Raw genomic sequence first — 22258 nt, forward strand, 5'->3', positions numbered from 1 at the left:
TTAAAAATTGTACTTGGGCTAGACTCAGTAGCGCTATCGAGAACCATACCATTACTTCTAGATACAAAACTATTTTCATTTCATTCAACTAATTTTACTCGAAGAGCAATGGGTGTAAATGCGAAATAGTAAACCATAAATCGTGTTAAATGGTGTTTTTAGATTTTTTCTAAAAAATCAAAAATACTTTCATCTCTACCCAACCCTAACTTTTTCTTTATTCTATACCTGGCAGTCTCAACACTTCTTGGAGATACGCTTATTAAGCTGGCTACTTGTTTAACATTTAACTTTGTAGTAATATAGGCGCAGTGTTTTAACTCATTAATGGTTAATTTAGGGGCTATTTCTTTAAGTTTTGTAAAAAAGTCGGGTCTTGTCTTTTCAAATTGAATTTGAAAATCAACCCAAATATCTTCTTCACTTATCAATGTTTTAAGTTTCTTTTCCACACAAAAAAGATCGCTTACTTTTACATTTTCTTTGTTTTGTATTAACTGACTAACATATTTACTTACGTTATCGACAGTATCTTTATACATTGAAATTTTTAAAAGTTTAGAAAACAACGTTCTTTCATTTACCTCTAATAGTCTAGAGTTCTCTGTGTTTTTAGTTTCTAACTCAGAGTTCACTATTTCTATTTGAGAAAGTGTTTGAGAGAGCTCTTCGTTTAATACTTTGTTTTTTAACAAACTTTTAGTAGTGATTAAAATCAAAACTACCAAGATTAGAAGAATGATGATGGAACCTATAAAAAAGTCTTCTAACAGGTTTTTATTTTCTAATTGTGCTTCTTTTAACTTATTATCGTTTTCTAATTGTTCTAACTTATGGTTTTTTAAATGAAGTTTTAATACAGGCTTTACATCAAATGGTATTTTATTGTTCCTTTTTTCTTTAGAACTTTGATATGTTTTTAATAAATTTTGTAGATTTTTTACCTCTTTCTCAAACCCAGAAGTTTTCAATATTGCAATTTTTTTCTCAATAACTAAAGGAAAAGTAAAATCTTTGATAGTTACATACTCCATAGCTTTGTCTAGATAACGTATTGCCCCTTCATAATTGTTTTCAGGATTCATATAAAAAAAAGACTCGCCCATATACGCAAGATCTCGTGCAAAACGAGAACTATCGATTCTTTCATAGTTTTCTAGCTTTTTAAAAAACTCATACGATTTTCTATAATTCTTTAATTTTCTATACTGTTTACCCGCATATAAGTAATTCAATTTACTGTTTTTAACGCCATACATTTTTTCAACTTCAATACTTGTTAAAAAATACTGTAAACTTTTATTATGATTGTTCCCTGATTTTTCTTCAATCCTACCCAAAACCAAATACCCGCGTGCTAAAGAATAATTATTTCTCATTTCTTTACTCTTCTCAATACACATTTCAGTAATTTTTTTTGCTTCCTCGTATTTTCCTAAATACTCTTTGGTACTGGCTAGTAAGTACCATAAATCTAATTTATGTACTTGCCATTCTTTATTTTCGAGCTTGATTAATTCTTTTTCAAGTTCCAATTCTCTTTCTTGTACGCTCATCGTCTGAAAAAAGAAATTTACCGCATATACGATAAGAGTTCTTTCAACCAACAAATCGCATTTGTAAACATATTCTAAAGAGCGTTCTGCATAGCTTAGCACCTCTTTGTCGCGACCTATTTTGCTGTAAAAAAAAGAAGCTGATTTGTCTATTTCTATCATTAATTTGTATAGCTTTCGTCTTTTAAGACGATCGTAAATACTCGTGTATTCTTGCAATGAAGCATATTCGTTATTTGAAAGGTACTTCGCTCTTAGGGTGTAATAGTCTGCATAAATTTGTGCGTTGTCGTCATTCAATTTTTCTAGCTTTTTAATGTACTGGCGCATTTTTGGCAAACTGGTGTACTGAACTTCTTCAATACTATCGATAACAACTTGTGCATTCTCTGTAACTTTTCTTTTTGAGTCTCCTGTATTTGCACTATCTTTATTACTACATCCCATCAGATTTACCAATAGTGCTAATAGGAAAATTTGAGTGTAAATATTTCTTGGTACAATGGTGGTATCTCTTTGTGAATAAAACATAATTGTATATCGTAAGTATCTGATTTTTATATCATTAATATTATAACAAAGATACGGTCTATTTACGATTTTTAACAATTATTATGCACTACATATATACTACTAATAAAAAAAAAGTAATCTTTTCGGTTATAAAAATCACTTTATAACCACTTCATGTATGCTTTTTAAAGTTTGTTTAAATAAGCGGTACTACTTTTTATCAGTTTCCCATAATCAGTAAAAAATATAAGGTCATCTTTTATCAAATAGTTTACGTGCATATAATCCTTATTTTAATTTTATACCTTTTTTAGTAGCTGTATATAAACTCTATATGATAACATTTCACTTTTCTTTTAAAAATTTCTCAAACGATTATTCTATGGTGAATAAAAAGAGAAGAGAAATGATTTGTTTTTAGAATGTCTTTAAAATAGTTGTTTTGCTTTTCTAACAAGACTTTTTTGAGAATAATGAATTTGACTGGTTTTAAAACTAGATTCAAAAAATATGGCAATCTCTATACATACACCACTAAGATAGCGTGTACTATTTACACTCGTAAATTTTAGTCAAATTGGGAAAGGAACTTCAAAGAACACATTATATAAGCTTAGCCTATTATAAGTTTTGTAAAAATTCTAAAAAATCATCATCGCTTTGTAAACCAATTTTCTTTTTCAATCTATATCTAGCAGTCTCTACACTACGAGGAGATCTGTTTGTAAGATTTGCAACATCTTTTATACGTAGTTTAGAAACGATATACGTGCAATGTTTTAATTCATTAACCGTTAAATCTGGAGCTATTTCTTTTAGTTTTTTAAAGAAATTGGGTCTTGTTTTTTCAAATTGTACTTGAAAATCAATCCAAATTTCATCTTCCGTAATTAATGTTTTAAGCCCCTTTTCTATCATTAAAAGATCTCTTGCTTTAACTTCGTCGTTGTCTAACAATTGTCCTACTTGTTTCGCTAAGCTATTGATAGCATCTTTATAGGTTGATATTTTTAATACTTTAGAAAATAATGTTTTTTCATTTAACTCCAACAGTTTTGAATTCTCATTGTTTCTAAACTCTAACTTTGAGTTCATTTCTTCTATCTCTGTAAGAGAGTGAGATAATTTAGTGTTTAATTTTTTATTTTTTCGAAGACTGGTTCGTAAGAAAAATACTAAAAGCAGTAGTGTTAACGACATGATAACGGCACCTATAAAGAATTTTTCTACCAATTTTTTACTTTTTAACTCATTGTCTTTTAACGCATTTAATTTTCTTAAGGTATTAATCCTATAGTTCTTTAATCGTAGCCCTAACATGGTATTTACTCGAAAGTCTTCAAACTTTTTGTCCGTTAAATCTTTATCAGCTATACTTTTAGCACGTAAAAATTTTAGTTCGTATGCTTCTGACTCTTCTGTTCTTCCTAATTCTCTCAATGACCATATTTTACGCTCATAAGCCATTTTTTTTCCTGTTTCTCCCTCTTTAGAGTAGCTAATAGCCAAGTCATAATATTTGTTAGCCTGATTAAAATTTTGAATTGGATTCATTTTAAAATAAGCATACCCCATGTATGCGTAATCATGGCTTAATGAAAAACTATCTTTATGAGAATGATATACAGACTTTTGATAGTAATTATAGGCATCTTCAAATTTGTCATTTTCAAAGTACATGTGTCCTATCATTCGGTAATTAACTATTGAATTATTCCCATACTCATTTTTGTATTCTAAGCTTTTTAGAAAATGATTTATAAATGCTTTATAGTCGTTTGTTGCTTTTTCATCTATCCAAGCATATAGCATATAGTTACTTGCTAATGAAAAATTAGAATTAATTTTTTTGTCATTTTCAATACATTTTAGAATAATTTTTTTTGATTCTCCATAGTCTCCTAAAATAAACTTCACTTTAGCTAAGCTATACCATATTCTAGAGTGATAGAAACTCCAATCTAAATTCTCTATTTCCTTTATTGCTGCAAGTAGTTCTTGTTCCTTTTCTTCGGGTGTATTTATTAAAGTTGTTGGAGAAAGTCCATAAATAAGTGCCGTTCTTTCCAGCAGTAACTCTTTTCTAAAGCAATACTCAAAAGCTTGTTTTACATGATGTGTTGCTTCTTTGTAAAGAGAGTTGTCATAGTAAAAATAAGTTGCATAAATATCAACCTCAATCATTAACTTGTATAGTTCTCTATCTTTTAGCTTTGGATAGATTGAAATGTACTCTTCTAAACTTTTCCGATTGTAATCTCTAAAAAAAGCTGCTTTTAATGTATAGTATTCTACAAATACTTTATATTTATCATCGGCTATGCCATCCAAAAGCTGAATATGGTGTCTTAGTTGCGACAAACTTACATGTTCTACTTTCTTAATATTAGTCAAAAGAGTTTGTACTTCTGTATTTTTTACATAGCTTAATTCTGATTCTTTTGGGAGAGATTTATCTTCAGCTTCACTACAGCGACACAACAGTAATATTACAAGAGTTATTACATAAAAAAAATTGATTCCTATTTTTTTACTCTCTCTCATATTTGTTTTGAAGACTTAAATTTTAAACTTCCTTGTTATTTTATGCATTACTTATCATGTAAAAAAAAGCGACGATTAATAAATCAATTTGTTTACAAGTGTGTAAAAATATGCGCCCGAATTATTTCTTCTTGCTGAATTTCTGTAAAAAATGTTTAGTGAAGTATTGGATACTTTTTTTATTCAGTCTAATTAAATAATTGCGTAATCTCCCTAATTACAAGTAAAAATAGTAAAAAAATAAAGAGTATATTCTATAACATGTAACTTTTTTAATCGCTTTAATGCGATGATCATAATTCAATACATGTCTCAATATGTAAAATATTAAACTTAACTATTTATTGTTTTAAAAATATATTTTGAATTGAAGCTCTTATTTTTTCATTTTCCCTTTAATAAAACACAGAGCTTATTATTTTTTAATGTAAAATTCACATTTCAAAAACACTTCATTCCCTAAATTTCTTAAAAAATACAACGTCATTACCACTACATAATGCATTTTTGCCCCTTCAAACACACTTCGCCTTGAAAATGAGCTTTTTTTAGCCATAATTTTGAAGTAATCAAAAACAGTAACAAAAACTGCAATTAAATTTTTGGTTCAACAAATTATTAACATGAAAAAAGTAACGTTCCATACAAACCCAATTAAAGTTTTGCTTTTTGCATTTGTGGTATTACTCAATGTAACAAAGGCATACACCAAAACAGTAAAGGAATGTTATAACGATGTAATTCTATTTATTAGAAAATACAGTACAATTTCTGAATACAATACTCTTAGAAAACGACTATCATTTTTTAATAAAAAACGTACAAAAACCATTCATAATAATTATACGTGGCATACACACATAGATAACAAAACCATTAGACATACTTTTTCTTCGTTTAGTTTTCCCTTTTCTTCACTATTTGGTGGCTTCAGATACAACTCTTTTTTTGAAGCCACCATTTATAATCATTATGAATTAGTGAGAACCAGTATACATAGAATACTGAACTACATAGCTAGTTGTATTAATTATATCGACTTTTATGAAAAAAGAGCAGTGAATAGTTTTTATTGCTTACCAATATCTTATTGTTTTAATAAATCATTTATTCGAATCATACCTAACTTAAGTTGCATTACATTAAAGAAAAACACGGATGCAATAAGAAAAAAAACAAAAAAAGATTCCCCCCCATTTTTATACTATCAATATAATAAACTATCTCGAAGTTTATTTTTTAGTTGATTACTCTTTTTATATATATATCGGTGGCTTCAATTTTCTCTCATTATCTTTGAAGTCACCTATTTTTATTTTAGTAGAATTCAAGGTTATGGAGTGCAAGAGAATCCAAAGAGTTTACGGTCTGGATTCGTATACGGAATACAACGTAGAATTCAATGAAAAGAAAAATAAGTCTTGATTTTTTGTTTCGTTTTGTATCAAGACAAAATGAAAGTAGGTGTTTGTGAGTAATTTTTATTCATGAGATTACGTCACTTTCCACTTCGACTTCGCTCAGTGTCCGTTCGTAATGACGTTGTTGTTTGTTGGTTCCCGTCATTGCGAGGTACGAAGCAATCTTTTCCTCGAAAACTGTCATTTAAATCAGAGGGAGAAATCCTCGAAGACTGTTATTTCAATCAGAGGGAGAAATCTTAATAGTATGAGTAACTTTTATTCATGAGTTTATGTCACTTTCCACTTCGACTTTAGTTTATTTGGAGTGTCAGTCGAAAGGCTCAGTGTCTGTTTGTAATGATGTGGAGGTGTTCTTATATTAGGGAAAGCTTTTTATTCCCGTTTTAGCCAGAAAGTGTTTTTCTCGTCATTTGTATATAATACATCGTATAGCGTATTGCCTTCTAACATTTTTCTTAAGTTATCTCTAATTTCTACAAATTTGAAGTGGAGAGGGCATGGAGAGTTGTCGCTACATTGTTTAAGCCCCAGTCCGCAACCAGTATAAATTCGATCACCATCCAATACACGAACCACATCACTTAAGCGAATTTTTTTAAGGTTATCTTTATCAATTGTAAATCCGCCATAGGGTCCTTTAATAGAATCTATGATATTGTTTTTGGTTAAAATTTGTAATATTTTTCCTGTGAACGCTTCAGGAGAATCGATGGCGGCGGCAATGGCTTTTACGCCAACTTTTGTGTCTGAGACAGATTGCTCTGCCACAAAAATAGTTGCTCTAAGTCCATATTCACAAGATTTTGAAAACATATCATTATTTTGGAGTGCAAATATATTGAATATAAAAGGTTTTTAACCTTTTATACGATTTATGTTTTATTATTTCGCATTTATACCCATCGTATCTTCGAGTGAAATTAGTTTAATGAAATGGAAACAATTTTGTATCAAGAAGTGATAGCATGGTTCTTAATAATTCTGCTGAGCTTAACCGAAGTACAATTTCTAATTCATTGTCATTCTTAAAATTACTATCATTGACATTTTTTTCTAAGCTATTTTTCTTTTTCCATTGAAGAAAACCCTTTCGCTACGCTCAGGATAAAAAAAGACAAAAAACCGAGTCTTAACTAGCTTGGACTTAAAAATAGTCATCCTGGATCTTAAATAAAAATAACTCGTTGTAGCTCAAACGGATTTTGATTTTAACGGCTTTTTGGGTGTTACTTTTGGCTTGTTTGCTTAAGACGGTTCTCGTTAATCAAAGCAATTTGCCTTTCAAAAGTAATTCTATAGCTGTTATTACATTTGTTGACAATTTTTTTTGTCTGTTGTCTCGAATTGATAGTGTACGAAAGAATTATTCGTAAATCGTATTATATTGAAAAGTAGTTGATGGACTTAAGTGCACAACCCAATTCAATTTTAAAAAACTGAATTGGGTTGTACGATATTACTGTTCGGTTGACTCTTTATCGAGGGTTGTTTTTATACTCGTTAAGTATTATGAATTTTGATCGCCTGTTTTCTTGGTGTTCTTCTTCGGTACAAGGAATGCCGTTGGCACAGTTGTTTACTAAGTATTTTTCTCCATACCCTATAGAACTTTCAATTCTGTTTGGTACAATACCTCTAGATATAATATAATCTCTCGTAGCTTTGGCTCTTTTATCAGACAACGTTTCATTGTAGCGATTCGCTCCCTTTACTCTATGTATGAGTTTCTATTTTAATCATCATTTTTGGTTTTTTTTAAAAGCTCTTTATAAATTCAGGCTTTTGAGCGACTTCTGATTTTATAGTCGAGTTGTCTTAGTCGCTTGTATTCTTTTGTTTTGCGGCAATAGTACCTAAAAGAAAATTTACTTTTTTCTGTGCCAATATACGGTTCTTCCAAATAAAGAAATACCTAAAAAACCTCGAACTTTAAGCTTGTTTTCACCTACGAGCTTGATAAAACACTCGTAAACTTTTCCATTTTTAGGGTCTAAAATCTTTCCTCCGCTCCATTCATTACCATCTTTAGATAGTCCCGTTAAAATATTCATTCCTAAGATAGGTTTGTTTTTGTTAGCGTCTTCGCATTTATCACAAATAGCATCCTGACGATTTTTGTCGGTTATTTCGATAATTTTAGCGTAGGCTTTTCCATCTTTTTCATACACTTCTATCACAGAATCGACCTTATTGGTTTCTTCGTTGCGGTTTTCCCATGTTCCGAAAATAGTTTGGGAATTTACAGAAAGAATAACAAAGGTAAATAGTAAGGTTAAAAATGGTTTTTTCATGATTAGAAGAATTTATTGATATTTGATTAATCGTATTGTGCATCAAAGTTGCTATCCCATTTTCCTTGTACTCGAAGTACTTGTTCTATAACATCACGAGCACACCCGTTGCCCCCAGTTTTGTCAGAAATGTATTTTGAAATTTGTTGTATTTCACGAGCTGCATCGTTAGGGCAAGTAGGCATGCCTACAAGTTGCATTACGGGGTAATCAGGAATATCATCCCCCATATATACTACATTCTCAGGATTTAGTTTGTATTTTTCAACTAATTCATGAAATTGCTGAATTTTGTTATGAGCCCCTAAATAAATATCTGTAATACCCAAGCCTTCCAAACGGGTACGAACTCCTTCATTTTTTCCACCAGAAATAATACAAACTCTGTAACCAGCTTGTACGGCTGCTTTTAAGGCATATCCATCTTTAATATTCATTTGGCGTACCAGTTGTCCGTCAGGAAAAACGGTTACAATTCCGTTAGTCAATACACCATCTACATCAAAAATAAAAGTATCTATTTGAGGTAAGTATTCTTTATAACTCTTTTCCATGGTTTTGGATTGATTTTGTAATAAGTTTATAAATTTCTTTTTGTTCAGTATTCAACAACGCTAAATGTTCTTGAATAGTTTTTTGGTCATTTCTTTTCGCAGGACCTGTTTGGGCTGCCTCAGGACTCAACGTAATTATTTTTTGAGCTGTTTCTTGAATTAAAGGTTGTAACACTTCAAAAGGAACTCGATGTTCGTTACAAATATCAGCGCCAATTTTATACATGTGATTGGTAAAATTGTTTACAAAAACAGCGGCAACATGTAATTGTTTGCGTTGTTCTGAGTTGATATGGTAGATGTTTTTTCCAATGGATTTAGCTAATGTTTCTAATAATTGTAAATCCTCCTTATTTTCAGCTTCTAAACAAAACGGAATTTCATTAAAATTTACTTCTTTATCTTTTGAAAAACTTTGTAGTAAATAAAAAACACCCTTAGGCCCTGAGTTTTGTAATGCGTGCATCGCTACACTGCCAGAAGTGTGTACGACTACTCCTTTTTTTGTATTATTTTACTAGAAAGAGTGCCAATAGCATCATCAGAAACCGCAATGATATACACATCGGCTTCTCTTAAAAGTTCTATACTGTTCGTAATAGAGGTTACTTCTTTTAAATGCTCAATTTGCTCAATATTTCGAGCATACATTTGCACCAAAGATACCTCACTTGCTTTTTTAAAAGCATTGGCTAAATGGTTAGCCACATTACCGCCTCCTATAATGGCAACTTGAATCATAGCACGAAGATATTGAAATTAATTAAAATTATTTTCGCATATTTGCGCCATTATGATTGTATAAGTCACTTCAAATAATAGTGTTGCCTGAGCAACAAATAGTTAGGTCTTACTCTTTGTTAAGACAATTTATATATCTATAAACTTTACAATGACCGATTACAATCAAACTTCAAAACAAACCATATTTTCACTTTTTAAAGATGCTGTTTTAGGAAGACAGCAAGATTTTACGACAGGAAGTATTCGCAAGGCTATTTTTTTATTAGCAATTCCGATGATTTTAGAAATGCTGATGGAATCTATTTTTGCCTTGGTAGATATTATTTATGTATCGAGAGTAAGTGTAAATGCAGTAGCCACTGTAGGACTAACCGAATCGGTACTTACTTTAGTATATGCGGTAGCCATAGGTTTAAGCATGGCGGCAACCGCTTTGGTTGCTCGAAGAACAGGAGAGAAAGACCCCGAAGGTGCCAACCAAACAGCAGTACAAGTTATTTTTTTAGGCGTTTTTATTTCTATTCTTATTAGTATTGTCGGTATTGTATATCCGAAAGAAATATTGGTACTCATGGGTGGTGAGCCTGATTTAATTGCTGAAGGATATGGGTATACTCGGGTATTGTTAGGAGGAAATAGTACGGTGATGTTGCTATTTTTAATCAATGCTATTTTTAGAGGAGCAGGAAATGCATCTATTGCCATGTGGACTTTGATTTTATCGAACGGATTAAATATCATACTCGACCCTATTTTTATTTTTGGATTAGGTCCGATACCAGCTTATGGAGTAGAAGGAGCAGCGATCGCAACAACCATTGGAAGAGGAACGGCAGTTATAGCGCAACTAGCCGTATTGTTTTTTGGTGCAGGCAAAGTAAAAATAGCGGTTAAAGACTTAGTGGTCAAAGTTTCGGTAATGGTCAGCTTAATTAAAGTATCGTTAGGCGGTATAGGGCAGTTTATTATTGGTACTTCTAGCTGGGTATTTTTAATGAGAATTATGTCTGAATTTGGTAGCGAAGTGCTAGCAGGATATACGATTGCCATTCGAATTATGATGTTTACCCTAATGCCAGCATGGGGAATGAGCAATGCCGCCGCTACATTGGTAGGTCAGAACCTAGGAGCGAAACAACCAGAAAGAGCAGAGAAATCCGTTTGGTTAACCAGTAAATACTGTGCTTTTTTTATGGGAACTGTCTCGCTCATTTACATATTCTTTGCCCCAACTTTTTTAGGGTGGTTTTCTGAAAGCACAAAAGTTGTTGAAAATGGCGCTTTGTGTTTGCAAATTATAGCAGCGGGCTACATTGCCTATGCTTACGGAATGGTGGTTATTCAATCGTTTAACGGTTCAGGAGACACCAAAACACCAACCTATATTAATTTTGTGTGTTTCTGGTTATTCCAATTGCCATTTGCATACATCATGGCGATTACGTTAGAATTTGGTCCTATTGGAGTTTTTTTAGCAATAACCTTCGCAGAAATCTTAATTGCTATTATTGGTATTTGGCTATTTAAAAAAGGAACATGGAAATCTGTTAACGTATAAGGTAGATTTTGTAATTTAGCTAACAAAGTTCAAGAAAATCAAGTTTACGCTTTAAAAAACGATTACCACCATGGATACCAAGCACACATTAGGCATCAATACCATTTGCACGCATGTAGGCGAGATAAAAGACGAGCAGTTTAAAGGGGCTATTTCACCCATATATATGGCAACCTCTTATCAATTTGACGAAGTCGATATAAAAAGATACCCTCGTTATTTTAATACGCCCAACCAAGAAGCCTTGTGTAAAAAAATAGCAGCCCTTGAAAAAACGGAAGCTAGTTTAATTTTTGGTTCTGGTATGGCGGCAATAAGTACAGCGTTATTAGCATTCTTACAAAAAGGAGACCATGTAGTATTGCAAGAAACCTTGTATGGAGGAACCTATAATTTTGTAGTCGAAGAGTTTGATAAATTCGGAATCGAATATTCGTTTACCAAAAGCTTGAAAATTAAAGATTTTGAAAAAGAAATCCGCCCCAATACACGGGTAATTTTTATTGAAACACCTTCAAATCCCTTACTAAAAGTGGTTGATATGAAGGAGGTGGGCGATTTGGCACAACAGCACGGAATCATCACTATGATAGACAATACCTTTGCCTCACCAATCAATCAAACACCTGTTGATTTCGGAATTGATATTATCATACACTCCGCCACAAAATACATGGGAGGTCATTCCGATATTTTGGCAGGAGCTGTAGCTGCTTCCGAAGGACACATACAACGTATATGGAATGTAGCAAAAAATTTAGGCGGAAGCTTAAGCGACTTTACGGTATGGATGCTAGAGCGTAGCTTAAAAACGATGAATTTGCGTGTAAAACGTCAAAGTAAAAATGCGTTGAAAATGGCAAAATACCTAGAAAAAAGTCAGCATATTGCTAAGGTATACTATCCAGGATTGAAATCGCACGAGAATCATACCTTGGCAAAGTCTCAAATGAAGTATTTCGGCGGGATGATGTCTTTTGAATTGCAAGAAGAAATCGATGCAATGATCTTTCAACGTAATTTACGTTTGATAAAACCGTCTATGAGCTTGGCAGGAGTGGAAAGTACGATGTTGAGTCCTACACAAACCTCACATGCCTTACTCTCACCAGAAGAAAGAGCCAAACAAGGCATTAAAGACGGATTGATTCGTTTTTCGGTAGGAATAGAAGAAACAAAAGATTTAATTAAAGATATTGAACAAGCGTTGCAAAAAACGATACAATAATACCATAGATGAAATTAGATATAGTAGCTTTCGGAGCGCATCCAGACGATGTTGAATTAGGATGTGCTGCCACCATAGCCAAAGAAATCTCGCTCGGAAAAAAAGTAGGAATAGTTGATTTAACTCGTGGAGAATTGGGCACACGAGGTTCTGCCGAACTACGAGACCAAGAAGCAGCGAAAGCAGCTGAAATTCTAGGCGTTTCAGTACGTGAAAACTTAGGCTTTGCCGATGGTTTTTTTACGAATGACAAAGCGCATCAACTAGAAATTATAAAAATGATACGCAAGTATCGGCCAGAAATAGTACTATGCAATGCTATTGACGATCGTCATATCGATCACCCAAAAGGAAGCCAATTGGTGTCTGACGCTTGCTTTTTAAGTGGCTTGTTAAAAATTGAAACCAAATTAGACGGAGTTCAACAAGAAAAATGGCGTCCAAAGCAAGTATATCACTACATACAATGGAAGAATATAGCACCCGATTTTGTAGTCGATGTCACAGGGTTTATAGATAAAAAAATAGCGTCAGTAATGGCCTATTCCTCTCAGTTTTTTGACCCTAAAAGCAACGAACCAGAAACCCCAATAACGAGTAAAAATTTTACGGATAGCATTGAGTATAGAGCTAGAGATTTAGGAAGGTTGATAGGAGTGGAGTATGCAGAGGGCTTTACGTCAGAACGTTATGTAGCAGTAGAAAATTTAGACAAATTAATTTAAAAAAAAATTTTGCCAAAATATGAAAAGCTTGTATATTTGCACCCGCAAGTTACATGGTGATTGTAGCTCAGCTGGTTAGAGCGCTGGATTGTGGTTCCAGAGGTCGCCGGTTCGAACCCGGTCTTTCACCCAAAACCTTCTCATTTCGAGGGGGTTTTTTTGTTTTTGGAATTTACTGTTTTAGAACTAGAATAAGGGTGAGAAGTTTATGCTGAGCCAAGCCGAAGTGAACCCGGTCTTTCACCCAAAACCTTCTCATCTCGAGGAGGTTTTTTTGTGCTCAAAATTTACTGTTTTAATGTGAGTTCGGGATACAATATGAAATAGAATTTATTAAAAATCGAGACAATGTAATGTCGATAGCGTGAAGTAAGAGTGATGAAACATCTCAATACTATGAGTTACTTGTTTGCATGAGATTTAGCTCCGCTGAACCTTACGGTTTTCCTTTGGTCGGAATGACGTTTTTAAATAAGATTTAGAGTTAAAAATCTTAAAATCAACACAATGATATACCGAATTCACATTGCTTAAAAATAGAAAAATGGTTCTTTTATATCTGAGAAGCTTTTCTATTCTCTTTCCATTGCTCGTATTTATCTTTATGCTTAAAACGCTTATGTGTCCATAAATAATATTCAGGATTTTTACGAATATGCGCTTCCGTCATTTTTAAAAAGATATCGGTAATTTCATAATTCTCATATTCTAAAGGAGTTTGGGTAATGAGTTTAAAGGTAGCTTCGTAATATCCTCGTTTAACCACAGAAACGTCAAAATAAACCACGTTAAAATCGTACTTTTTGGCAAGCATTTCAGGACCTGTAATCACAGGAACATGCATATTAAAAAAATGTCCCCAATAATGCGTTTTATGCAGTTGAGGTGATTGATCTCCTAGCAAAGCGTATAAAGATAGTAAGTTGTCTTGCTTGTTTTTAGCAATGGTTTTAATTGTATCTGAGGTTCTTATAAAACGACCTCCAAACTTACTTCGTGATGATTTTATAATTTTTTCAAAATAAGAATTTCTAATTTTAGTATAGGCAGCATAGGGTTTGTAATTAATAAGTTGACCTAAATGAATTGTCCATTCCCAGTTACCATAGTGGGCGCCCATTAAAATAATACTCTTGCCAGATTTTTCGAGTTCCTGCAACAATTCAACATTGGTATAAACGAACCTTTTTTGAATTTCTTTTTTAGAAATAGTGAATGTTTTCACGGTTTCTACCATAAAATCAAAAAAGTGGTGGAGTGATTTTTTGGTGAGTAATTTAATTTCGGTATCTGATTTTTCAGGAAATGCCATACGTAAGTTATTCTCAACTACTTTTACTCTGTATCCAATGATGTAATAGTTAAGAAAAAAAGGAAGTCAGAAACAATATATAATATCCTCATTGGTAATATAGAAAAGAACCAAACTATTGGGTAAATAAAAATAAAAGCTAAGAATTTCATGTCATAAAATTAAAAATACAAATATCGTATTAAATTGTCAATCATCCCTGTTAGAAGAGATACGAATTTGCCAGATTTACTTTGGTAAGTTTTGTTTATGTTTGTAGATATATAGAAAGTTATGAGTAAAATTATCATAGGGTTAATAGTAGCCAATGTATTCGTGTCAATGAAAGGGTTTAACGACGTTGCTTTTTTTGACCGCTATAAGTTTCAAGTCCAAAGGATTTTAGGAGGAGAAAAAATCAGAATGCTAACATCTGGTTTTTTGCATGTCGATTGGTTGCACTTAGGGTTCAACATGTATGCACTCTATTTGTTTGGTAAAGTGGTTATTGTGAACTTCGGAACAGGTCCTTTTTTACTTATTTATTTTGCAAGTTTACTAGCAGGAAGCATGTATTCATTATATCAGCACAAAACAGAACCTTACTATAGTGCCGTTGGAGCATCAGGAGCTGTATCGGGAGTTATTTTTTCTTCGATTATGTTGTACCCGCAAATGGAGCTAATCATGCTGCCAATACCAATTCCGATACCAGGATATGTTTTTGGTATAGGGTATTTGCTGTACTCAATTTATGGTATGAAAAATCAAACAGGAAATATTGGTCATTCAGCACATTTGGGTGGAGCTATCGGTGGTTATTTGATAACACTCATTTTACGACCCAATATCGTTGCAAACCATACACCAATGATCGCTATCATGGCATTGATTATTGCAGGATTGTTTTTCTTCGGAGATAAATTACGCTTGAATAAATAAAAAAATCCGAAATTACTATTTCGGATTTTTTGAGCGGGAGACTGGGTTTCCCTCAGCTTCGCTCGGGATAAAATTCTCGCCCTTTTAAAGAGGAGATGTTTACTTACTTTAGAGCGGGAGACCGGGTTCGAACCGGCGACATTCAGCTTGGAAGGCTGACGCTCTACCAACTGAGCTACTCCCGCATTGGTAAAGTTTTTTGCAATTGCTTGCTGTGTTCTAATTAGAGCGGGAGACCGGGTTCGAACCGGCGACATTCAGCTTGGAAGGCTGACGCTCTACCAACTGAGCTACTCCCGCAGTAAAGCGGTTGCAAATATAAGACTGTTTCTAGGATTTGCAAAGACTTTTTTTAAAAAATAAACAGAGATTTTACTTTTTGAAGATAACTTTCAGAAAGTGAATACGATAAAATTTTAAAAGCTTTGAGTAACTCAAGAATCTTCTGTAAAATGAATTAGAAATCTAATTTTGCATCGTAGCAACGGTTTTAATATTCCGGTAACATATCATGAAGTCTAACACATAAAATTAAAAAGAAGTAAATTTCTCAATAATTAATTATAAAAGACTATCTTTGTCCCGTTCAAGTAGAACACCTTAATTATTTCAAAGTAGTATACAGTAATTAGTTTTTTGAGTCGATTCTCTTCTTGTCTTTTTTATTTCATTATTCCTTTATTTTTTAAGTGTTTATAAGCATAATAGCTTTTTATAATTGTGTTGTCACATTATAGAGGTTATATAAAGGTTCTTCTTTTACAAAATAATATATAATAATTTAAACTTAAACAAGATGCAAGAAGGCACAGTAAAATTTTTTAACAACTCAAAAGGATTTGGGTTTATTACATCATCAGAATCAGGAGAAGACATTTTTGTACACAATTCAGGACTGATAGACGATGTTAGAGAGAATGACAAAGTACGTTACGATACCGAACAAGGTAAAAAAGGCTTAAATGCTTTTAACGTAGAAATTGTAGATTAAAGGTTAAAATGCAACGAATAACTATACGAAAAAGGCTATCTGAAAAGATGGTCTTTTTTTATGTTTATGTGCCTTCCTAAAATAAAACGAATGATTAAGATTGTTTCTGAACCGTAGTTATTTGTTTGAATTCAATTCTTTGAATTGTAAAGGGAATGAATTCAGCTCATCACCAACGAAGCAACCTGAAAAACTAACTTTATACTCAATACGGTTATAGTCAAATTCACGAACGAGTTCAGCTAATGGGATGAAAGCAAAGACAAGCCCCATAAGAATAGCCGTGTATTTAATGAAAAGTGAAACTTTTCTAGTTTCAACATCAACGTCAACGTATTTGGTATCAGGTAATTTATCGAGATGTTTCATAAATCAAAAATAGTAAAAAAATTATACGTTCTACTAATACAAATGAATTATTGGTTGTAATTTATCATCTTTTTTTAAAAAAAGAACCCACTCAAAAGATTGAGTGGGAAAATTGCTATGAAAAAGAACTTAAGACGTCTCTTAAGCACTGTAAAGGTAAGTATAATTTAATGAACAGAAGTACAAAAAACCATAAAAAAAGTAAGGTTTTACCATAAAAGAGTAAATCTGTTAAATTGTAGCGTACAGTATGTAAACAAAAAATTAGATTAATGCTCTGTTTTTCAGTGTTATTATCCTGACTTTAATAACAAATATTAGGTAACCAATAATTTTCTGTTTTATAAACAGCAGGTTATTTTTATATTAGATTTCCTTTGAAGTGTTAAAAAGCGGAGCAAAAAGTAGTATGAAAAAGTAAGTGTGTTAAAAATAAAAAAGCGATCCTAAGACCGCAAAAAAATAGTTATTGTAATTTTTTAAAGAATGTATGGTATGGGACACTCCCAGCAATTAGGGTCGCTAGAGTTGTATGCTCCACCGTTATTTGCATAACAAGTACGGCAGTTGGTTCCACCATTAATCGTTTTTTGTTCGTTTTTGTTTAGTGCAATACCTAAATTTGAAATTTTTTCTAACATAATTTTAGTTTTTTTAATAATTCGCTGAAATTTAGGTATTTAAAAATGTAATTGATTAAAAAAAACCGTAAAAAAAGTACGGTTTTACATTACTTTTTTGTGCTTATTTGAAGCATTCTAGAAGAAAGACTTTTCGTCTCTTATAATTTTTAGAAAATGAAAACCGTAAATCTCAAAACCTTCGTTGTAATAAAATTTATGAGACTTTCGATTGGCAGTATAGGTGTTTAATTCTACGGCTTCACATCCCTTGGCTAGGGTATACTCATAAATCCATTTAAAAAATTCTTTCCCAATATTTTTACCACGATAAGTTTCATCAACAATTACATGGTCAGGTTCCACACTTTTACCAATATAATGTCTGGTGCTATACCAAAGTCCGCAAATACCTATCAAACTATCTCCGTCATAAGCTCCAACACATTCGTAGTTCGAGTAATCAACCATTTCTAAAACTCTAGTTTCTAAGATGTCGTGCGGTGTTGTTGTGTTTATTTTTTTTAGGAGTGGAAGAATGGTAAGAATATCTTCCTTAGATATTGGATTAAAACGTATATTCATTCTGTATTTTTGGATTAAAGAAATTTAAAAAATGATAAAAATAAAAAATATATCCGCTCAAGAAACATATAAGATACGATTAGCAGTTTTGCGAAAAAATATTGATTTACCTCACAAATTTCAAGGAGATGAAGATAACAATACGTTTCATTTAGGCGCTTTCAACAAGGGCAAGCAGGTAGGTATTGCAAGTTTTATGAAAAATAGTTTTGGTGATTTTGAAGGAAGTCAATACCAGTTAAGAGGAATGGCAACACTACCAGAAGTAAGAGGAATGGGAGCAGGGAAAATGTTGATAGAAGAAGCAAAAAGAATTTTAAAAACTCAAGGGGTTGAAGCTTTATGGTGCAATGCTAGGAAAGAAGCTGTGGGATTTTATAAAAATGTAGGGTTTCAAACTATAGGAGAGGATTTTGAAGTAGAAAAAGTAGGGCCTCACTACAAAATGTATTATCTTGTGCGTTAGTGTTTTATTGTACGGTAAGTTCTCAAATTAAAATTCAGTTATTATGAAAGTGTTATTATTATTTATTTGTTCCTTTGTTTATGTAACTATTTTTTCTCAACAAAAAGAGGTGAAAATCATTCCTGAAAAACTGACAGAAAATTGTTATGTTTTAAAAGGGCAAGGTGGAAATATCGGACTTTTTATAGGAGAGAAAGAGGTTTTTATGATTGACGACCAGTTTGCTCCTTTAAGTGAAAGAATACGCGCCGCTATAAAAACGATTACCGACAAACCTATTCGTTACCTAGTAAATACACACTGGCACGGCGATCATACAGGAGGAAATGCTAATTTTCAACAAGAAGGAGCGGTCATTGTATCGCACAAAAATGTACGCAAACGTATGAGTGTTGTGCAAGTGGTTAGAGGAAAAGAAAGGCCTGCTTCGCCTAAAGAAGCGTTGCCAGTTATCACCTTTTCAGAAGATATGCAGTTTTATATTGATGAAGAGCCGATTCTTATTACTCATGTGCACCATGCACATACCGATGGTGACGCTTTGGTATATTTTGGAAACAGCAATGTCTTGCATGTCGGAGATACTTATTTTCAGGGAAAATTCCCGTATATAGATATAGATTCTGGAGGAAGCATCGACGGGTATATTGAAGGAATACAAAAAATAATTAGGATTGCCGACGACGACACCAAAATAATTCCAGGACACGGAAATGTAACTTCTAAAAAGGAAGCAGAAGTGTATGTAAAAATGCTAAAAAACCTCAGAGCTATGGTAGCTACCGAAATAGAGAAAGGCATGAGTTTAGAGCAGGTAAAAAACAATGCTGTAATCACTGAGAACTATAAAAGTTATAACGGTTGGATTACAGAAGAAAAAATAAAAGAAGCCATTTATAAAAGTTTACAAATGGATAAAAAATAAAAACCCAAATCGAATGATTTGGGTTTTGTAGCGAGGAGCAGATTTGAACTGCCGACCTCAGGGTTATGAATCCTGCGCTCTAACCAACTGAGCTACCTCGCCTGATTGCGGGTGCAAATATAATTACTTTTTGGTTTTAGGCAACTAACAATTAAATTTTTTTTTAAAAAATAAATCTATATATTGGCACTCAAACAAAAAAATAAATGAGTAAAGTTAAATTTGAATTAGAGTTTCCAATACATGCTTCCCCAAGTATGTTATATCAATATTTTGCGACTCCAGCAGGTTTAGAAGAATGGTTTGCAGATCGAGTAAATTCACGTGGAAAACTGATTACTTTTTTTTGGGATGATTCTGAAGAAGAAGCGAAGATTATAACTAAAAAATCGGATGAGCGTATTAAGTTCAAATGGACAGAGAGTGAAGGGGATGATAGTTATTTTGAGTTTAGAATTCAGGTAGACCCATTAACAAAAGATGTTGCTGTAATTGTTACAGATTTTGCTGAAGATGAAGATGAAGTAGAAGAAGCAAAAAGGCTTTGGGAAAATCAAATAGAAGAGTTAAAACACACCATAGGAGCTTAGTGTACTTAAACACATTAACGATAACGAGAGACTCGACAATTTTGTCGGGTTTTTTTGTGGTTAATACTTGCCTAAATTGTAAGTTTGCAGTCAAAATTTTTAAGAAATGGTAAACTTTAATGGAACGTTACTTTCTGATAGCGAAGTACAAATTTCAACAAAGAATAGGGCTTTTAAATATGGTGATGCTATTTTTGAAACAATTAAAGTACTGAATGGTAAAGTTGTTTTTTTTGAAGATCATTACTTCCGATTAATGGCATCTATGCGAATGCTTCGTATGAAAATACCGATGAAGTTTACGCTAGAGTTTTTAAAAGAAGAAATTCTTAAAGTAACACACGAGTTGCCAACCTCTTCAACCTACAGAGTACGGTTAACTGTTTTTAGAAAAGATGGAGGTTTGTATGCTCCTGCTACCAACGAAATAGATTATGTTATTGAAGCCAGCGTACTAGAGCAAGTAGAAGAAAAGGAGGTTTACAGGATAGATGTTTTTAAAGATTTTTATAATTATTCAGGATTGCTTTCAACCATCAAAACAACAAACAGAATGCTAAATACACTAGCGGCTGTTTTTGCTGAGGAAAACGACTTAGACAATTGTATTCTCCTCAATGAGAGAAAAGGAGTAGTAGAGGCTATTAACGGAAATATTTTTATAGTAAAAGGAAATACAATCAAAACTCCAGCTTTAACAGAAGGATGTATTAAAGGGGTTATTAGAAAAAAGATTATCGAAATGATAGAAAAACATCCTGAATATACGATTGAGGAAACGACCATTTCTCCTTTTGAGATTCAGAAAGCAGATGAGGTGTTTATCACAAATGCGATTGCGGGTATACAATCGGTTACGAATTATCGTAAAAAAGAGTTTTCTACAGAAATTACTAAAAAAATAAAGAGCAGTTTAAATTTGAGTATTGTTACAAGTTAATTCATTTGAATATCACTAGGAGCATTTGCCCAAATTTTATATCGACCTCCTCTTTGCAGTAATTTATCTTTCCAAAGCGTTTGGTTATTGGTTGTTAAAATATTTTTGTAGTCGTTTTCTGCAATAAACCAAGAACTCATTAACAACTCTTCTTCTAGCTGACTGGCACCCCAACCCGAATACCCTAAAAAGAAACGAATATCAGTATCTTTTAGTTGCTTGGTGTTTAATAACTCTTTTAGAAGTTCAAAATTACCACCCCAATAAATACCATTGGCTACCTCAACACTGTTAGGAAGTAAATGCGGAACTTTATGAATAAAGTATAAATTATCCTGCTCTACAGGACCACCTTGATATATGGTAAAGTCACAATCTATCTCAGGTACCAAATCACTAAGGACATAGTCTAAGGGTCTGTTTAGAATAAAACCGACCGAACTTTTCTTTGTATGTTCAGTAAGCAAAATGATAGCTCTTTTAAAAGAATTATCATTTAAAATTGCTGGTTCTGCAATTAACAACCTTCCTTTTTCTGGTTTAAGTGCAACCATAATTTTTAGTTTTATAATTACTAAGATAAATAAATTTTTAATAAATATTTAACAATTGTGTTAGAAATCTACCAAAAACGTAAGAATTGTGCGTGCTATATCTTTTCTAAAACAGTAATGACTTCATTTTTTTTACGTACAGAAACAGGAATCGTAGTTTTGTTTTTCAAAACCAAATACCCACCATCAGATTTTATAAATTCTTTAATATATTGAATGTTAATAAGGTGACTTTGATGTACACGTAAAAAATCATATTCTTTTAACATGTCTGAAAAGTGCTTTAACGTTTTTCCAACCAGTATTTTTTGTCCGTCACTCATAAAAAACTCGGTATAATTATTATCTGACTGACAACGGATGATATCATCTAAACTTACAACCATTATCTTATCAGAAGTATGTAACGATATTTTTTTAGGGCGTTGATTGGGTTTGGTGATAGATTGTTGTAGCACGCTTAACTGCTCTTTGTCGGGCTGGATTTGATTTTTTGCTTTGCTAATAGCATTCGCTAAATCTTCATCGGAATAGGGTTTTAGTACATAATCAATCGCAGCGAATTTAAAAGCCTTAATCGCATACTCATCACTAGCCGTTACAAAAATAATTTTTGAAGATAGATTTGGGTGAATTTCTAAAACATCGAATCCAGTTCCATCTCCCAACATAATGTCTAAAAATAAGATGTCAGGTTGTTCTTTTCGTAAAAGTTTAGATGCTTCCACAACGCTTTTTGCAGTACCTATAATCTCTATTTCTGGGTATCTTTGGGTAAGGTCTTTTTGCAACATTTCTAATGCTGTTGGCATGTCATCGACTAAAATAGCAGTAAGTTTTTTCATAGT

General features: G+C 32.5%; 23 protein-coding genes and 4 tRNA genes. 10 read left to right on the top strand and 17 right to left on the bottom strand.

Annotated elements, in window-relative coordinates; all coding sequences use genetic code 11:
- Nucleotides 1–158 precede the first annotated feature (158 nt).
- The 8 genes from P8625_RS15710 to P8625_RS16305 all read right to left on the bottom strand — a co-directional run bounded on the left by P8625_RS15710 (nucleotide 159) and on the right by P8625_RS16305 (nucleotide 9623).
- Nucleotides 159–2087: a hypothetical protein gene (locus P8625_RS15710; RefSeq protein WP_279651365.1), complete on the bottom strand. Its 1929-nt coding sequence runs from the start codon at nucleotides 2085–2087 to the stop codon at nucleotides 159–161.
- Nucleotides 2088–2690: 603 nt separating this feature from the next.
- Nucleotides 2691–4613 (bottom strand): hypothetical protein, encoded by a 1923-nt coding sequence (locus tag P8625_RS15715; RefSeq protein WP_279651366.1) that lies wholly within the window; start codon nucleotides 4611–4613, stop codon nucleotides 2691–2693.
- A gap of 1796 nt (nucleotides 4614–6409) precedes the next feature.
- Entirely contained in the window at nucleotides 6410–6850 is a 441-nt protein-coding gene (locus P8625_RS15720) for an RrF2 family transcriptional regulator (protein WP_279651367.1), read from the bottom strand.
- Nucleotides 6851–7512: 662 nt separating this feature from the next.
- Nucleotides 7513–7719 carry an OmpA family protein gene (locus P8625_RS15725; RefSeq protein ID WP_322790496.1) on the bottom strand — a complete coding sequence of 69 codons (207 nt, stop codon included), beginning with the start codon at nucleotides 7717–7719 and terminating at the stop codon, nucleotides 7513–7515.
- 183 nt (nucleotides 7720–7902) lie between these two features.
- Nucleotides 7903–8328 (bottom strand): DUF2147 domain-containing protein, encoded by a 426-nt coding sequence (locus P8625_RS15730; RefSeq protein ID WP_279651368.1) that lies wholly within the window; start codon nucleotides 8326–8328, stop codon nucleotides 7903–7905.
- A gap of 26 nt (nucleotides 8329–8354) precedes the next feature.
- Complete coding sequence (locus P8625_RS15735; RefSeq protein ID WP_279651369.1) at nucleotides 8355–8882, bottom strand: KdsC family phosphatase; 528 nt, start codon at nucleotides 8880–8882, stop codon at nucleotides 8355–8357.
- On the bottom strand, nucleotides 8866–9348 hold the full coding sequence (locus P8625_RS16300) for a Rossmann-like and DUF2520 domain-containing protein (RefSeq protein WP_322790497.1): 483 nt from the start codon (nucleotides 9346–9348) through the stop codon (nucleotides 8866–8868). The genes P8625_RS15735 and P8625_RS16300 overlap by 17 nt, the downstream gene beginning before the upstream one ends.
- A 26-nt stretch (nucleotides 9349–9374) precedes the next feature.
- Nucleotides 9375–9623 (bottom strand): NAD(P)-binding domain-containing protein, encoded by a 249-nt coding sequence (locus P8625_RS16305; protein WP_322790498.1) that lies wholly within the window; start codon nucleotides 9621–9623, stop codon nucleotides 9375–9377.
- A 151-nt stretch (nucleotides 9624–9774) separates the two neighbouring features.
- On the opposite strand from P8625_RS16305, the gene P8625_RS15745 reads away from it, so the two are divergent.
- From P8625_RS15745 to P8625_RS15760, 4 genes are all read left to right on the top strand, one after another.
- The gene (locus tag P8625_RS15745; protein WP_279651370.1) at nucleotides 9775–11184 is read left to right on the top strand and encodes an MATE family efflux transporter; all 1410 of its coding nucleotides are present in this window, start codon (nucleotides 9775–9777) and stop codon (nucleotides 11182–11184) included.
- Nucleotides 11185–11254: 70 nt separating this feature from the next.
- Complete coding sequence (locus P8625_RS15750) at nucleotides 11255–12412, top strand: trans-sulfuration enzyme family protein (RefSeq protein ID WP_279651371.1); 1158 nt, start codon at nucleotides 11255–11257, stop codon at nucleotides 12410–12412.
- Nucleotides 12413–12420: 8 nt separating this feature from the next.
- Entirely contained in the window at nucleotides 12421–13137 is a 717-nt protein-coding gene (gene bshB1 / locus P8625_RS15755) for a bacillithiol biosynthesis deacetylase BshB1 (RefSeq protein ID WP_279651372.1), read from the top strand.
- A 55-nt stretch (nucleotides 13138–13192) separates the two neighbouring features.
- Nucleotides 13193–13268 (top strand) — tRNA-His (locus P8625_RS15760).
- 422 nt (nucleotides 13269–13690) lie between these two features.
- On the opposite strand, the gene P8625_RS15765 is transcribed toward P8625_RS15760, so the two are convergent.
- Nucleotides 13691–14449: a lysophospholipid acyltransferase family protein gene (locus P8625_RS15765; RefSeq protein WP_279651373.1), complete on the bottom strand. Its 759-nt coding sequence runs from the start codon at nucleotides 14447–14449 to the stop codon at nucleotides 13691–13693.
- A 273-nt stretch (nucleotides 14450–14722) separates the two neighbouring features.
- On the opposite strand from P8625_RS15765, the gene P8625_RS15770 reads away from it, so the two are divergent.
- Nucleotides 14723–15370 (top strand): rhomboid family intramembrane serine protease, encoded by a 648-nt coding sequence (locus P8625_RS15770; RefSeq protein ID WP_279651374.1) that lies wholly within the window; start codon nucleotides 14723–14725, stop codon nucleotides 15368–15370.
- 112 nt (nucleotides 15371–15482) lie between these two features.
- On the opposite strand, the gene P8625_RS15775 is transcribed toward P8625_RS15770, so the two are convergent.
- Together P8625_RS15775 and P8625_RS15780 are read right to left on the bottom strand one after the other, a co-directional pair.
- Nucleotides 15483–15555, bottom strand: a tRNA-Gly gene (locus P8625_RS15775).
- A gap of 42 nt (nucleotides 15556–15597) precedes the next feature.
- Nucleotides 15598–15670: transfer RNA gene (locus P8625_RS15780), tRNA-Gly, on the bottom strand.
- 496 nt (nucleotides 15671–16166) lie between these two features.
- Here P8625_RS15780 and P8625_RS15785 point away from each other — a divergent pair.
- Complete coding sequence (locus tag P8625_RS15785) at nucleotides 16167–16361, top strand: cold-shock protein (protein ID WP_279651375.1); 195 nt, start codon at nucleotides 16167–16169, stop codon at nucleotides 16359–16361.
- A gap of 117 nt (nucleotides 16362–16478) precedes the next feature.
- On the opposite strand, the gene P8625_RS15790 is transcribed toward P8625_RS15785, so the two are convergent.
- The 3 genes from P8625_RS15790 to P8625_RS15800 form a co-directional block, all read right to left on the bottom strand.
- Complete coding sequence (locus P8625_RS15790; RefSeq protein ID WP_279651376.1) at nucleotides 16479–16730, bottom strand: hypothetical protein; 252 nt, start codon at nucleotides 16728–16730, stop codon at nucleotides 16479–16481.
- Nucleotides 16731–17209: 479 nt separating this feature from the next.
- Nucleotides 17210–17371 carry a hypothetical protein gene (locus tag P8625_RS15795; protein WP_279651377.1) on the bottom strand — a complete coding sequence of 54 codons (162 nt, stop codon included), beginning with the start codon at nucleotides 17369–17371 and terminating at the stop codon, nucleotides 17210–17212.
- A 117-nt stretch (nucleotides 17372–17488) separates the two neighbouring features.
- A complete protein-coding gene (locus tag P8625_RS15800) occupies nucleotides 17489–17935 on the bottom strand; it encodes a GNAT family N-acetyltransferase (RefSeq protein ID WP_279651378.1) in 447 nt (148 codons plus the stop codon).
- Nucleotides 17936–17966: 31 nt separating this feature from the next.
- Between P8625_RS15800 and P8625_RS15805 the strand changes: the two genes are divergently transcribed.
- Nucleotides 17967–18401, top strand: a complete 435-nt coding sequence (locus P8625_RS15805; RefSeq protein WP_279651379.1) for a GNAT family N-acetyltransferase — start codon at nucleotides 17967–17969, stop codon at nucleotides 18399–18401.
- A 43-nt stretch (nucleotides 18402–18444) separates the two neighbouring features.
- Entirely contained in the window at nucleotides 18445–19326 is an 882-nt protein-coding gene (locus tag P8625_RS15810; RefSeq protein WP_279651380.1) for an MBL fold metallo-hydrolase, read from the top strand.
- Between the two features lie 28 nt (nucleotides 19327–19354).
- On the opposite strand, the gene P8625_RS15815 is transcribed toward P8625_RS15810, so the two are convergent.
- A tRNA-Met gene (locus tag P8625_RS15815) sits at nucleotides 19355–19428 on the bottom strand.
- 104 nt (nucleotides 19429–19532) lie between these two features.
- Between P8625_RS15815 and P8625_RS15820 the strand changes: the two genes are divergently transcribed.
- Complete coding sequence (locus tag P8625_RS15820; RefSeq protein WP_279651381.1) at nucleotides 19533–19916, top strand: START-like domain-containing protein; 384 nt, start codon at nucleotides 19533–19535, stop codon at nucleotides 19914–19916.
- 106 nt (nucleotides 19917–20022) lie between these two features.
- On the top strand, nucleotides 20023–20856 hold the full coding sequence (locus P8625_RS15825; RefSeq protein ID WP_279651382.1) for an aminotransferase class IV: 834 nt from the start codon (nucleotides 20023–20025) through the stop codon (nucleotides 20854–20856).
- Here P8625_RS15825 and P8625_RS15830 read toward each other — a convergent pair.
- Together P8625_RS15830 and P8625_RS15835 are read right to left on the bottom strand one after the other, a co-directional pair.
- Nucleotides 20853–21410, bottom strand: coding sequence for a YqgE/AlgH family protein (locus tag P8625_RS15830; RefSeq protein ID WP_279651383.1), 558 nt, complete (start codon nucleotides 21408–21410; stop codon nucleotides 20853–20855). The two genes, P8625_RS15825 and P8625_RS15830, sit on opposite strands and share 4 nt — an antisense overlap.
- A gap of 95 nt (nucleotides 21411–21505) precedes the next feature.
- Nucleotides 21506–22255: a LytR/AlgR family response regulator transcription factor gene (locus P8625_RS15835; protein WP_279651384.1), complete on the bottom strand. Its 750-nt coding sequence runs from the start codon at nucleotides 22253–22255 to the stop codon at nucleotides 21506–21508.
- Nucleotides 22256–22258 lie beyond the last annotated feature (3 nt).

Source organism: Tenacibaculum tangerinum (assembly GCF_029853675.1).
In the GTDB taxonomy this organism is placed as follows: Bacteria; Bacteroidota; Bacteroidia; order Flavobacteriales; family Flavobacteriaceae; genus Polaribacter; species Polaribacter tangerinum_A.